Origin of the sequence: Burkholderia alba (assembly GCF_034721475.1) — a bacterium.
GTDB classification, from domain to species: domain Bacteria; phylum Pseudomonadota; class Gammaproteobacteria; order Burkholderiales; family Burkholderiaceae; genus Burkholderia; species Burkholderia alba.
Window position 1 is genome coordinate 112,629 of sequence record NZ_JAWJWL010000006.1, and the last position, 12,680, is coordinate 125,308.

Consider the following 12,680-nt stretch of genomic DNA (forward strand, 5'->3'; position numbering starts at 1 on the left):
ATCCTCCGGCGGGGTTTGCTGCGCGCCCCGGACCCGCTTCCTTCGGTTCCTCTCTCGACGCACTCTCACGACAAGAAACGGTATGGATCTCTCTATTGCGGCGATCCTCGCGCAAGACGGCATCACGACAGGTGCCATCTACGCGTTGCTCTCGCTGGCGCTGGTGCTCGTGTTTTCGGTCACGCGGGTGATCTTCATTCCCCAGGGTGAATTCGTCGCCTATGGCGCGCTCACCCTCGCGGCATTGCAGGCGCAGAAGTTTCCGGCGACCTGCTGGCTGCTGCTCGCGATGGGCATCGCGTGCTTCATGCTCGAAGTCGGCGGGCTGATCCGGCATCGTGAGCGTCGGCATCGGCTCGGCCGCACCGTGACGATGCTCGCGAGCCGCTACGTGCTGCTGCCGCTCGCGATCTATGCGGTGACGCGCGCCGTCGCGCCGCAGCCGCTGCCGATGCTTGTGCAGATCGCGCTGACGCTGGCGATCGTCGTGCCGATGGGGCCGTTCGTTTACCGTCTCGCGTTCCAGCCGGTCGCCGAGGGCACGACTTTGCTGCTGCTGATCGTGTCGGTGGCGGTGCACTTCGCGATGGTCGGCCTCGGGCTCGTGATGTTCGGTGCGGAAGGCTCGCGCACGACCGCGTTTTCCGATGCGTCGGTCATGCTCGGCAGCCTGTCGATCTCGATGCAGAGCATCTGGGTGGTGGGCACGGCGCTGGTGTTGATCGCCGCGCTCTACCTGTACTTCGACCGGACGATTTCCGGCAAGGCGCTGCGGGCGACGTCGGTGAACCGGCTCGGCGCGCGCCTTGTCGGGATCGGCACCACCCAGGCCGGGCGGCTTGCGTTTACGCTCGCGGCGGGGCTGGGCGTGCTGTCCGGCATCCTGGTCGGGCCGCTGACGACGATCTACTACGACTCGGGGTTCCTGATCGGGCTGAAGGGTTTCGTCGGCGCGATCATCGGCGGGCTGGTCAGCTATCCGCTCGCCGCGGCCGGCTCGCTGCTGGTCGGGGTGCTCGAATCGTATTCGTCGTTTTGGGCCAGTGCGTACAAGGAAGTCATCGTTTTCACGTTGATCATTCCCGTGCTGTTGTGGCGCAGCTTCGTCACGCCGCATGTCGAAGAGGACCAGGAGTGACGCGATGAAAACGATTTTTCGGAATAAGGCGTTCTGGCTCTTCCTGGTGGTGCTGTTCGCGCTGCCGGTGCTGCCCGGCGCGGTCCGTGTCCCCGAGTACTGGATCACGCTCCTGAACTACATCGGGCTGTATTCGATCGTCGCGATCGGGCTCGTGCTGCTGACGGGTGTCGGCGGAATGACGAGCTTCGGGCAGGCGGCATTCGTCGGTATCGGGGCCTATGCGACCGCGTATCTGACGACGGTCTGCGGCGCGTCGCCGTGGCTCGGGCTGATCGCCGGCGTCGTGCTGACGGCGTTGATCGCACTGGTACTCGGCGCGGTGACGATGCGGCTGTCGGGGCACTTCCTGCCGCTCGGGACGATCGCGTGGGGGCTCGCGCTATTTTTCCTGTTCGGCAATTTGGAGATGCTCGGCAAATACGACGGCATCAACGGTATTCCCGCGCTGAGCGTGTTCGGCCTGGTGCTGGACAGCGGCCGAAGCCTCTATTTCCTGATCTGGGCGGTGGTGCTGGCGGCGGTGGTGTCGGTCCAGAACCTGTTGAACAGCCGGCCGGGCCGGGCGATCCGTGCGCTGCGCGGCGGCGGCGTGATGGCCGAGGCGATGGGGGTGAACACCGCGTGGATGCGGGTCGTGATCTTCGTCTACGCAGCCGTGCTCGCGGCGATTTCGGGCTTCCTCTACGCGCACCTGCAGCGGGCGGTGAACCCGACGCCGTTCGGCCTGAACCACGGTATCGAATTCCTGTTCATGGCGGTGGTCGGTGGTGTCGCGCATGTGTGGGGGGCGGTGCTCGGCGCGGCGATTCTCACCGTGTTGCAAGACTATCTGCAGACTCTGCTGCCCAAGTTGCTCGGTGAGGACGGCAATTTCGAAATCATCGTGTTCGGCGTGCTGATGGTGCTGCTGCTGCAATACGCGCGACAGGGTGTGTGGCCGTTCGTGGCCAGGCTGTTTCCGCGCGCTCCGCATGCGCGGGTGCCTGACCACGCGGAGCCGCTGCCGCAACGACCCAGACCGCAAGCCGGCGAGACGCTGCTCGCGGTCGACCGGGCGCGCAAGCAGTTCGGCGGCCTCGTGGCGGTGAACGATGTCAGCTTCGAGGTGAAGGCCGGGCAGATCATCGGCCTGATCGGCCCGAACGGCGCGGGAAAATCGACGACCTTCAATCTCGTGACGGGCGTGCTGCAGGCCACCAGCGGCTCGATCACGTTCCGCGGCGAACGGATCGATGCGCTCACTTCACGTGAAATCGTGAAACGCGGTATCGGCCGGACGTTTCAGCACGTGAAGCTGCTGCCGACGATGACGGTGCTGGAGAACGTCGCGATCGGTGCGCATTTGCGCGGCTCGACGGGGGTGTGGCGCAGCATTGCTCGGCTGAACGGCGCGGAGGAGGCCCGTCTGATGGCGGAAGCGGCCCGGCAGATTCGGCGCGTCGGACTGGAGCAGCACATGGATGATGAGGCCGGCAGCCTGGCGCTCGGCCAGCAGCGAATCCTGGAAATCGCCCGGGCGCTATGCTGCGATCCGACCTTGCTGCTGCTCGACGAGCCGGCTGCGGGCCTGCGCTACCAGGAGAAGCTGCAGCTGGCCGATCTGCTTCGCAAGCTGAAGTCGGAGGGAATGAGCGTGCTGCTGGTTGAGCACGACATGGATTTCGTGATGAACCTCACCGATCGGCTGGTCGTGATGGAGTTCGGAACACGCATCGCGGAAGGATTGCCGCAGGAGGTCCAGCAGGATCCGGCGGTGCTCGAAGCCTATCTCGGCGGGGTGGAATGATGACGCAGGCAACGGCGCCGATTCTCGAGGTGCGGGATCTGTCGGTGAGGTATGGCAAGGTCGAAGCGCTGCATGGGGCCGCGATTCGGGTGGGCGCGGGGCAGATCGTCAGCGTGATCGGCCCGAATGGCGCCGGTAAATCGACGCTGCTCAATGCGATCATGGGTGCGCTGCCGGTGATCGGTCACGCACGTGGCGTGGTGCTGTACCAAGGGCAGGATGTCGTCATGCTGCCGGTCGAGCAGCGGGTGGCGGGCGGGATGTGCCTGGTTCCTGAGAAGCGAGAGCTGTTCAGTACGATGACGGTCGAAGACAACCTCGTGCTGGGTGCGTATCGGCGCAAGCGGGCGGGCGAGGCGAATTTTCTCGATCAACTTGATCCCGTATTTGCGCTATTTCCGCGCTTGAAGGAGCGACGCAAGCAGGCGGCGGGGACGTTGTCGGGTGGCGAACGGCAGATGCTAGCGGTGGGGCGGGCGCTGATGGGCAAGCCCGATTTGCTGATGCTCGATGAACCGAGCCTCGGGCTGGCACCGCTGATCGTGAAGGAAATCTTCCATATCATCAGCGCGTTGCGCGGGACGGGGGTTGCGACACTCCTGATCGAGCAGAACGCGCGTGCCGCGTTGCAAATCTCCGATTACGGCTATGTGCTTGAAACCGGTGAGTTCGCGCTGGAAGGACCGGCGAAAGAGTTGGCGCAGAACCCGCAGGTGATCGAAACCTATCTCGGCCTGACGAAGAAGACGGCCTAGGCAGCGAGCAAAGTGTTGGAAAAAGGCGGCGTGTTTCACGTGAAACACGCCGTTTTTGTTTGCCGGCCATTCGGATGAGATTCGGGTCAAAAGCGAACCCGCTATAATTCGCTCACACATTTCTCTGATAGGTTCGTGCGCGGTCCTGCGTGCGAAGTCCGCAATGCTTTATCCCACTGAATTTGACGTAATCGTCGTCGGCGGAGGTCATGCCGGCACGGAAGCCGCTTTGGCGTCCGCGCGCATGGGCGCCAAGACGCTGCTGCTGACACACAATATCGAAACCCTCGGGCAGATGAGCTGCAATCCGTCGATCGGCGGGATTGGCAAGGGCCATCTGGTCAAGGAGGTCGATGCCCTGGGCGGGGCAATGGCGGCAGCCACCGACGAAGGCGGTATCCAGTTCCGTATCCTGAACTCGTCGAAAGGGCCGGCTGTCCGCGCCACGCGGGCGCAAGCCGACCGTCTGCTGTACAAGCAGGCGATCCGACATCGTCTGGAGAATCAACCGAATCTCTGGCTGTTCCAGCAAGCCGTCGACGATCTGATCGTCGAAGGGGACCGTGTTGTCGGTGCGGTCACGCAGATCGGCATTCGCTTCCTGTCGCGCGCTGTGGTGCTGACGGCGGGTACGTTCCTGGACGGCAAGATCCACGTGGGTTTGAATAACTACACGGGCGGCCGTGCGGGTGATCCGGCTGCGGTGTCGTTGTCGGCGCGTTTGAAGGAGTTGAAGCTGCCGCAAGGGCGGCTGAAGACCGGTACGCCGCCCCGTATTGACGGCCGGACGATCGATTTTTCGAAGCTCGAGGAGCAGCCCGGCGATCTGGATCCTGTTCCGGTGTTCTCCTTCCTGGGTCGGGCCGAGCAGCATCCGCAGCAAATGCCGTGCTGGGTCACGCATACGAATGAGCGGACGCACGACATTATCCGCAGCGGCCTCGATCGTTCGCCGATGTATACCGGCGTGATCGAAGGTGTCGGGCCGCGTTACTGCCCGTCGATCGAAGACAAGATTCATCGTTTCGCATCGAAGGATTCACACCAGATCTTCCTGGAGCCTGAAGGGCTGACGACTAACGAGTTCTATCCGAACGGGATCTCGACGAGCCTGCCATTCGACGTGCAACTCGACCTCGTGCACTCGATGCGGGGGCTCGAACAGGCACATATCCTGCGTCCGGGCTACGCGATCGAGTACGACTACTTCGATCCGCGCGGGCTCAAGGCATCGCTGGAGACCAAGGTGATCAATGGCCTGTTCTTTGCGGGTCAGATCAATGGGACGACCGGCTACGAAGAGGCCGCGGCGCAAGGGCTGTTGGCCGGCATCAATGCCGGTCGCTACGTTCAGGAAAAAGACGCGTGGTGTCCGCGCCGAGATCAGGCTTACCTGGGCGTGCTGGTCGACGATCTGGTGACGCGTGGGGTTTCCGAGCCGTACCGGATGTTCACGAGTCGCGCGGAATACCGGCTGAGCTTGCGTGAGGACAATGCGGATATGCGCCTGACCGAAATAGGGCGCGAGTTGGGGGTCGTCGATGATGCCCGCTGGGACGCGTTCAGTCGGAAGCGCGATGCTGTTTCACGTGAAACAGAACGACTCCGCACGACGTGGGTGAACCCCAAAACCCTGCCTGCGGACGAAGCGATTGCGTTGCTCGGCAAGCCGATCGACCACGAATACAGCCTGGCTGAACTGCTTCGTCGTCCCGGTGTGAGCTATGAAGGCGTCTGCGGCCTGCGGGGGGGCGAGTGCGGCCCGGACGAATTGCTGGCCGACGATCCGGTGTTGCTCGCGCAGATCAACGAGCAGATCGAAATCGGCGTCAAATATCAGGGCTATATCGAACGTCAGGCCGGTGAGATCGAACGCAACGGTGCGCACGAGAACACGCGTTTGCCCGAGGGGCTCGATTACACGGAGGTACGGGGTTTGTCGTTCGAAGCCAGCCAGAAGTTGAATCAGTTCCGACCGGAAACGATCGGCCAGGCATCCCGAATTTCCGGCATCACCCCGGCGGCGATCTCGCTGCTGATGGTGCACCTGAAGCGCGGGCTGGGCCGTCGCGGCAGTGCGAGTACTGCCGCCGCCGCATCGAGCGCCGATGTGGGGGGCAGTAACGTCCCGACGCAGCAATGACGGCGCGGCATCAGTCCCCGAACGCCAGCCGGGAAACGCTGGCGGCGCTGCTCTCGGACGGCGCGCAGGCGCTGGGTGTTGCGCTGACCGACATGCAGCATCGCCAATTGCTGGACTATGTTGTGCTGCTTGCGAAATGGAACACGGTGTATAACCTCACCGCGATTCGCGATCCGCGGCAAATGCTGGTCCAGCATATCCTCGATTCCTTATCGATCCTCCCTCATCTGAGCCAGCGCGGTGCGTCATCGTCCGTGCTGGATGTCGGCTCGGGCGGCGGCTTGCCCGGCATTGTGCTGGCCATCGTCGAACCCGAGTGGCAAGTCACGTTGAACGATATCGTTCACAAGAAATCGGCATTTCAGACCCAGACCAAGGTCGAAATGAAGCTCGGCAACCTGTCGGTCGTAACGGGCAGGGTGGAATCGCTGCAGCCGGGTAAGGACGTTCCCGGAAAATTCGATTTAATCGTGTCGCGAGCATTCGCGGATCTCGCCGACTTCGTTACACTTGCCCGGCACCTCGTGGCGCCGGGCGGTTCGATCTGGGCGATGAAGGGTGTGCGCCCGGAAGGTGAGATCGAGCGTTTGCCCGAGGGCGCGCGCGTCGAACAGGTGATTCGGCTGACGGTGCCTTCGCTCAATGCAGAGCGGCACCTGATCGAAGTCAGGCTCGACGAAGCAATGTAACCGGCGCGCCGTGTGGCGCCCGGACTGTTTGAGGAAAGAAGGACACACCAACGATGGCAAAAATCTTCTGCGTGGCGAACCAGAAGGGTGGCGTCGGTAAGACGACGACGACGGTCAATCTCGCCGCAAGCCTGGCAGCGCAGGGCCAACGTGTGCTGCTGATCGACCTGGATCCGCAGGGCAATGCCACGATGGGCAGCGGCATCGACAAGGCCGAATGCGAATCGACGGTCTACGAGGTACTTGTCGACGGCGTGACGGTCGAGAATGCGCGCGTGCGCTCGGAGGCGGTGAAGTACGACGTACTGCCCGCGAACCGCGAGCTGGCCGGTGCTGAAATCGAACTGGTGAGCATGGAGAATCGCGAGCGCCAGCTGAAGGCGGCGCTCGAGAAAGTCGAAGGCGACTACGATTTCGTGCTGATCGACTGTCCGCCGGCGTTGTCGCTGCTGACGCTGAACGGTCTGTGCGCGGCGCACGGTGTGGTGATCCCGATGCAGTGCGAATACTTCGCGCTGGAAGGGCTGTCCGACCTCGTCAACACGATCAAGCAGGTGCATGCGAACCTGAATCGCGATCTGAAGGTGATCGGCTTGCTGCGGGTGATGTTCGATCCGCGCATCACGCTGCAGCAGCAGGTGTCCGACCAGCTCAAGGCGCATTTCGGCGACAAGGTGTTCGACGCGGTGATTCCGCGTAACGTGCGTTTGGCCGAGGCACCCAGCTACGGGCTACCCGGCGTGGTGTTCGATCGGGGCTCGCGCGGCGCGCAGGCCTACATTCAATTCGGCGCGGAAATGATCGAGCGGGTGCGCGCGCTGTGAGCGCGGCGACCCGGGCAAGCGAAGCGAGGAACACGAGATGAATGCGGTAGCAAAGAAGAAAGGATTGGGGCGCGGTCTGGAAGCGTTGCTTGGCGGGACTGCGGACATCACCGAAGCGGTCAAGATCGAAGGTTCGCCGAACGTGCTGGCGCTCGGCAAATTGCAGGCCGGCAAATATCAGCCGCGTACCCGAATGGACGAGGGCAGCCTGCAGGAACTGGCCGCGAGCATTCGTGCGCAAGGCGTGATGCAGCCGATTCTGGTACGTCCGATTTCATCAGACAAATATGAAATCATTGCCGGCGAGCGTCGCTTCCGTGCCGCGCGTCTCGCGGGTCTCGAAGAAGTGCCGGTGCTGGTGAAGGACGTGTCCGACCAGGCCGCGGCCGCGATGGCGCTGATCGAGAACATCCAGCGCGAGGATCTGAACCCGCTCGAAGAGGCGCACGGTATCCAGCGTTTGCTCGACGAGTTCGGTTTTACCCACGAACAGGCGGCGGAGTCGGTTGGCCGGTCGCGCAGCGCGGTGTCGAACCTGCTGCGTCTGCTGAATCTCGCCGCACCGGTGCAAACGATGCTGCTCGCGGGCGATCTCGACATGGGGCATGCGCGTGCGCTGCTGGCCGTCGATGCCGCGACGCAAATCACGCTGGCGCACCAGGTCGTCAACAAGCGGATGTCGGTGCGCGAAACCGAGAAGCTTGTCACGCACACCACGAAGGCCGAGCCGGCGGTCAAGGCGCGCGCGAAGGATGATGGCGGCCGCGATACGCGTCGTCTCGAAGAGGAGTTGTCCGACCTGCTGGCATCGAATGTGAAGATCAAGCTGGGTCGCCGCGGCCGCGGACAGGTCACGATCGATTTCGGCGATCTCGACGCCCTCGAAGGGATTCTCGTGCGCTTGCGCGGCAATGTCGCGGCCTGATCCGGCGGCATGACGGGGTCGATCGCGCGGGTGCTCGGCCGCTTCATCGGATTCGTCGCGCGGGAGCCCGTGCTGTCGGTTCTCGCGGTGGCGCTCATCGCGCTGCAGATCGTGCAGCCGCAGTCGGCGCCGGCGCTGCTGCAACAGGTCGACTGGCAGACCGTCGCCACGCTGGCCGGCCTGCTGATGGTGACCAAGGCCCTGGAATTGTCAGGATTCCTGATGTGGCTGGCGCACCGGATCGTGCGGCATGTGCATTCGGAGCGGGCGCTCGCGGTGCTGCTGGTGGTGTTCTCGGCCGTGTTGTCGATGTGGCTGACGAACGATGTGGCGCTGTTTGTCGTGATTCCGCTGATCGTTTCGCTGCGCGCGCTGACGCCGCTGCCGTTCAGGCGTCTCGTGATCTACGTCGCGATCTCCGTCAATGCCGGCGCGGTCGCGACACCGCTCGGCAATCCTCAGAATCTCTACCTCTGGCAATTGAGCGGGGTGTCGTTCGGCCGCTTCGTGATCGCGCTCGCGCCGCTCGCGCTTGCACTGATGGCGCTCCTGCTGGCCGTGACGCTCGGTACGTTTCGGTCTCGTCCGCTCGATCTGTCGACGGATCGCGCCGTCCATCCGGTGGCGCGGGGGCAGGCGCTGGCGGCGGCGGCGCTGTTCGCGGGATTCGTGCTGCTGGCCGATGCGCATCACGCGTTGCCGGGCCTGGCGGGCGTCGCGGCGATCCTGCTGGCGCTGCGCCGAAACGCGGTGCTGAAGATCGACTGGCTGCTGCTGCTGATCTTCGTGCTGATGTTCGTGGTGTTGCGCGGCGCGGCTGCATTGCCCGCCGTGCACGCTACGGTTGCCGCGGTCGGCCTCGATACGCCGCTGCGCGTGTACGTGGCGGGCGCGCTGCTGTCGCAGGGCATCAGCAATGTGCCGGCCGCGATCCTGCTGTCCGAATTCACCCGCGACTGGCGCGCGCTGGCGTTCGGCGTCAGTGTCGGCGGTTTCGGGTTCGCGATCGGCTCGCTCGCGAACCTGATCGCAATCCGGCTGGCGAAGGCGCAGGGGATGTGGCTGCGATTCCATCTCGCATCGATTCCGTTCGGGCTCGCGAGCGGCTTACTGGGCCTCCTCGTTCTGCGATATTTCTAACGCGAACTCCCCCTAATGTCGCTGAAAAACGCGGCATACCGGGCCCTTCGACAGACAACGCGGAACCCACCTTACAACCGTCAGCTGTGGGTGCCGCCGAGGGCCGGGATTCATCGTCTTTCCGTATGGTGAAGCGTCGTTTCAGGCAAGTTTTTGTCGTGTCTAAGGCCTTGAATCACCTGCAACTATCGCTTACAATCGCCCGGATTTGTTAGCTAGGCACCCCTGAAAGCTTTCGGAAAGTTTGGGGCGGAACGGGATTTTGCGGAAGATTGCGATGGCGGGTCAGGCGCCGACTGATGGGCACGACAAGCACCGCGCGCAACGCACCGCACCAGCGGCCGACGGGCGACATGCGTCCGACGACGATTGGGATGTCGAGCAACAAGATAACAATATCGTTCCGCTTACGCGGGCCGAAGCGGAAACGCTGTTCGGCCCGGGCGTGAGTCGACCGTCGCGCGTCACACCCTACCGGGTCGTGATCGCGCAAGTGGTCCTGTCCCTGGTTGCAACGCTGGCGTGGTGGCTGTGTGTCTCGAAGTCACCGGCTGCGGCTGCGCAATCGGCTTTCATGGGCGGAGCGATTGGCTGGGTGCCGAGTGCATTGTTCGCGGCACGTTTGAAGCAACGTGGGGCCGACACCGTGGCGGGCTGGGTGGTCGGCGAGGTGCTCAAGATGGGCGCGACGATCGCGATGTTCGCGGCGGTCGCGGTGTGGTACCCCGGCGTGCATTGGGTGCCGCTGCTCATTACCTACCTGCTCGTGCTGAAGACGTACTGGATTGCGCTGGCCTGGCGATAGGCATCGAAGTGCCGCGCGGAGTTCGACCAGTCGCCGCGCAGGCCCGTTCCCGCAATAGATTCCTGCGGCGAAACGGATAGACCGATTTTCGACAATTTGGGTGGCATTAACGATTATGGCAGCTAGCGAAGGAACGCGTGCTCTGGATCCGTCCGAGTACATTGCGCACCACTTGCAGAACTTCTCCACCGCGCATCAGACGTCGATTTTCGATATCCACGTCTGGAATCTCGACACGCTGTTCTGGTCGATCGTTTGCGGCCTTGTCACGATTTTCGTGCTCCATCTCGCGGCCCGCAAGGCAACGTCGGGCGTGCCCGGCCGTTTCCAGTGCCTGATCGAGATGATCGTCGAGATGGTCGAAGACCAATCGAAGGCTGTCGTTCACGGCAATCGCACCTTCATCGCTCCGCTGGCCCTGACCGTGTTCGTCTGGGTCCTGCTGATGAACTCCCTCGACTTCCTCCCCGTCGACCTGCCGGGCCGCGTCATCGGCTGGCTGGGTCTGTCGCAAATCATTTCGCATCATCGCATCGTGCCGACGGCCGACCTGAACGGCACGCTCGGCATCGCGCTCGGCGTGTTCGTGCTGATGATCTACTACAGCGTGAAGATCAAGGGTGTCGGCGGCTTCGCGCATGAACTCGTGTCGGCGCCGTTCGGCGCGCATCCGCTGCTGTGGATTCCGAACCTCGCGCTGAACATCGTCGAATACGTCGCGAAGACCGTGTCGCTCGGCATGCGGCTGTTCGGCAACATGTATGCGGGCGAACTGCTGTTCCTGCTGATCGCCCTGCTCGGCAGCATGTGGGGCTTCGGCGCGGACGCGTCGGTGCTCGGCTTCGTCGGCCACGTGCTCGCGGGCAGCATCTGGGCGATCTTCCACATCCTGATTGTTTTGCTGCAAGCGTTCATTTTCATGATGCTGACGCTGGTGTATCTCGGTCAGGCACACGAGTCGCACTAAGCGGCCGGACAATCAAGCAGGTTTGTTTTTAGTTTTTTAAATTCCAGTTCCAAGTCTTTTCACAAAGGAGTGATCATGCAAGCTTTCATCGCCAACATCCAGGGTCTGACCGCCATCGGTATCGGTATCATCATTGGCCTGGGTGCAATCGGCGCCTGTATCGGTATCGGCCTGATGGGCGGCAAGTACATCGAAGCGTGCGCGCGTCAGCCGGAACTCATCAACCCGCTGCAAACGAAGATGTTCCTGCTGGCTGGTCTGATCGATGCGGCGTTCCTGATTGGCGTGGGCGTGGCCATGCTGTTTGCATTCGCGAACCCGCTGCTGTCGAAGCTCGCAGGCTAAGGTTCCTCGGAAACTATTGCGCCAGGCTTGGCCGGCGCAGGGCGGAACGGAAGATGAGCGCCAATCGAAAGCCATTTTCGACGCGCTCCTCCTCGTTTCAATTTTCCGGAATAGCAGATAAGGAAACACCGTGAATCTCAACGCAACCCTGTTTGCGCAAATGGTCGTGTTCCTGATCCTCGCGTGGTTCACGATGAAGTTCGTGTGGCCGCCGTTGATCAACGCCCTCGACGAGCGCTCGAAGAAAATTGCCGACGGCCTCTCCGCCGCGGAAAAGGGTCAGGCGGAACTCGCAGCGGCGCACAAGCGCGTCGACCAGGAACTCGCGCAGGCCCGCAACGACGGTCAACAACGCATTGCCGACGCTGAAAAGCGCGCGCAATCGGTTGCCGAAGAAATCAAGGCTCAAGCCCATGCCGAAGCCGCCCGCATCATCGCTCAGGCGAAGGCGGACGCGGATCAGCAAATCGTGAAGGCGCGTGAAACGCTGCGCGGCGAAGTCGCCTCGCTGGCGGTCAAGGGCGCCGAGCAGATCCTGAAGCGCGAAGTCGATCAAACGGCCCACGCCGAACTGCTGAATCAACTGAAAGCCGAGCTCTGATCATGGCCGAACTTGCAACCATCGCCCGCCCTTACGCAGAAGCGCTGTTCCGCGTGGCCGAGGGTGGTGATATCGCCGCCTGGTCCACGCTCGTGCAAGAGCTGGCTCAGGTTGCGCACCTGCCCGAAGTGCTGTCCGTCGCGTCGAGCCCGAAAGTGAGCCGCACGCAGGTCAACGAGCTGCTGCTCGCCGCGGTGAAATCGCCGCTCGCGACCAGCGCGGAAGCGAAGAATTTCGTGCAGATGCTGGTCGAAAATCACCGTATCGCGCTGCTGCCGGAAATCTCCGCGCAGTTCGACGAGCTGAAGAATGCGCGCGAAGGCGCGGCCGACGTGCAGATCGTCAGCGCGTTTCCGCTCGAAGGCGCACAGCTCACCGAACTCCTCGCCAGCCTCGAGCACAAGTTCAAGCGCAAACTGAAACCGACGGTCGAAATCGATGCGTCGCTGATCGGCGGCGTGCGCGTGACGGTCGGTGACGAAGTGCTCGATACCTCGGTCCGCGCGCGGCTCGCCAGCATGCAGACAGCTTTGAGCGCTTGAGCGCCCAGGCAGCCGGC

At 63.0% G+C, this 12,680-nt stretch carries 13 protein-coding genes; all 13 read left to right on the top strand.

The window, feature by feature from the left end; all coding sequences use genetic code 11:
- Positions 1-82: 82 nt before the first annotated feature.
- The 13 genes from RZR99_RS08500 to RZR99_RS08560 all read left to right on the top strand — a co-directional run bounded on the left by RZR99_RS08500 (position 83) and on the right by RZR99_RS08560 (position 12,663).
- On the top strand, positions 83-1,138 hold the full coding sequence (locus RZR99_RS08500) for a branched-chain amino acid ABC transporter permease (protein ID WP_323119307.1): 1,056 nt from the start codon (positions 83-85) through the stop codon (positions 1,136-1,138).
- A 4-nt stretch (positions 1,139-1,142) separates the two neighbouring features.
- Positions 1,143-2,927: a branched-chain amino acid ABC transporter ATP-binding protein/permease gene (locus RZR99_RS08505; RefSeq protein WP_323119308.1), complete on the top strand. Its 1,785-nt coding sequence runs from the start codon at positions 1,143-1,145 to the stop codon at positions 2,925-2,927.
- A complete protein-coding gene (locus RZR99_RS08510) occupies positions 2,927-3,682 on the top strand; it encodes an ABC transporter ATP-binding protein (protein WP_323119477.1) in 756 nt (251 codons plus the stop codon). The genes RZR99_RS08505 and RZR99_RS08510 overlap by 1 nt, the downstream gene beginning before the upstream one ends.
- A 163-nt stretch (positions 3,683-3,845) precedes the next feature.
- Positions 3,846-5,825 carry a tRNA uridine-5-carboxymethylaminomethyl(34) synthesis enzyme MnmG gene (mnmG, locus tag RZR99_RS08515; protein ID WP_323119309.1) on the top strand — a complete coding sequence of 660 codons (1,980 nt, stop codon included), beginning with the start codon at positions 3,846-3,848 and terminating at the stop codon, positions 5,823-5,825.
- On the top strand, positions 5,822-6,514 hold the full coding sequence (rsmG, locus tag RZR99_RS08520) for a 16S rRNA (guanine(527)-N(7))-methyltransferase RsmG (RefSeq protein ID WP_323119310.1): 693 nt from the start codon (positions 5,822-5,824) through the stop codon (positions 6,512-6,514). Before mnmG ends, rsmG begins: the two co-directional genes overlap by 4 nt.
- A gap of 53 nt (positions 6,515-6,567) precedes the next feature.
- Positions 6,568-7,338, top strand: coding sequence for a ParA family protein (locus RZR99_RS08525; protein ID WP_323119311.1), 771 nt, complete (start codon positions 6,568-6,570; stop codon positions 7,336-7,338).
- Between the two features lie 37 nt (positions 7,339-7,375).
- Complete coding sequence (locus RZR99_RS08530; RefSeq protein WP_323119312.1) at positions 7,376-8,263, top strand: ParB/RepB/Spo0J family partition protein; 888 nt, start codon at positions 7,376-7,378, stop codon at positions 8,261-8,263.
- A gap of 9 nt (positions 8,264-8,272) precedes the next feature.
- Positions 8,273-9,403, top strand: coding sequence for an SLC13 family permease (locus RZR99_RS08535; protein WP_323119313.1), 1,131 nt, complete (start codon positions 8,273-8,275; stop codon positions 9,401-9,403).
- 277 nt (positions 9,404-9,680) lie between these two features.
- Entirely contained in the window at positions 9,681-10,208 is a 528-nt protein-coding gene (locus tag RZR99_RS08540; protein ID WP_323119314.1) for an ATP synthase subunit I, read from the top strand.
- A 115-nt stretch (positions 10,209-10,323) separates the two neighbouring features.
- On the top strand, positions 10,324-11,175 hold the full coding sequence (gene atpB / locus RZR99_RS08545) for a F0F1 ATP synthase subunit A (protein ID WP_323119315.1): 852 nt from the start codon (positions 10,324-10,326) through the stop codon (positions 11,173-11,175).
- A gap of 75 nt (positions 11,176-11,250) precedes the next feature.
- Entirely contained in the window at positions 11,251-11,520 is a 270-nt protein-coding gene (atpE, locus tag RZR99_RS08550; RefSeq protein ID WP_025990054.1) for a F0F1 ATP synthase subunit C, read from the top strand.
- A 130-nt stretch (positions 11,521-11,650) separates the two neighbouring features.
- On the top strand, positions 11,651-12,121 hold the full coding sequence (locus RZR99_RS08555) for a F0F1 ATP synthase subunit B (RefSeq protein ID WP_323119316.1): 471 nt from the start codon (positions 11,651-11,653) through the stop codon (positions 12,119-12,121).
- Positions 12,122-12,123: 2 nt separating this feature from the next.
- The gene (locus RZR99_RS08560) at positions 12,124-12,663 is read left to right on the top strand and encodes a F0F1 ATP synthase subunit delta (protein ID WP_323119317.1); all 540 of its coding nucleotides are present in this window, start codon (positions 12,124-12,126) and stop codon (positions 12,661-12,663) included.
- Positions 12,664-12,680: the final 17 nt, after the last annotated feature.

What these genes read in the sequence shown, in the direction of transcription:
- RZR99_RS08500 (WP_323119307.1), top strand. Translation starts at nt 83, where the DNA reads ATGGATCTCTCTATTGCGGCGATCCTCGCGCAAGACGGCATCACGACA.
- RZR99_RS08505 (WP_323119308.1), top strand. Translation starts at nt 1,143, where the DNA reads ATGAAAACGATTTTTCGGAATAAGGCGTTCTGGCTCTTCCTGGTGGTG.
- RZR99_RS08510 (WP_323119477.1), top strand. Translation starts at nt 2,927, where the DNA reads ATGACGCAGGCAACGGCGCCGATTCTCGAGGTGCGGGATCTGTCGGTG.
- mnmG (WP_323119309.1), top strand. Translation starts at nt 3,846, where the DNA reads ATGCTTTATCCCACTGAATTTGACGTAATCGTCGTCGGCGGAGGTCAT.
- rsmG (WP_323119310.1), top strand. Translation starts at nt 5,822, where the DNA reads ATGACGGCGCGGCATCAGTCCCCGAACGCCAGCCGGGAAACGCTGGCG.
- RZR99_RS08525 (WP_323119311.1), top strand. Translation starts at nt 6,568, where the DNA reads ATGGCAAAAATCTTCTGCGTGGCGAACCAGAAGGGTGGCGTCGGTAAG.
- RZR99_RS08530 (WP_323119312.1), top strand. Translation starts at nt 7,376, where the DNA reads ATGAATGCGGTAGCAAAGAAGAAAGGATTGGGGCGCGGTCTGGAAGCG.
- RZR99_RS08535 (WP_323119313.1), top strand. Translation starts at nt 8,273, where the DNA reads ATGACGGGGTCGATCGCGCGGGTGCTCGGCCGCTTCATCGGATTCGTC.
- RZR99_RS08540 (WP_323119314.1), top strand. Translation starts at nt 9,681, where the DNA reads ATGGCGGGTCAGGCGCCGACTGATGGGCACGACAAGCACCGCGCGCAA.
- atpB (WP_323119315.1), top strand. Translation starts at nt 10,324, where the DNA reads ATGGCAGCTAGCGAAGGAACGCGTGCTCTGGATCCGTCCGAGTACATT.
- atpE (WP_025990054.1), top strand. Translation starts at nt 11,251, where the DNA reads ATGCAAGCTTTCATCGCCAACATCCAGGGTCTGACCGCCATCGGTATC.
- RZR99_RS08560 (WP_323119317.1), top strand. Translation starts at nt 12,124, where the DNA reads ATGGCCGAACTTGCAACCATCGCCCGCCCTTACGCAGAAGCGCTGTTC.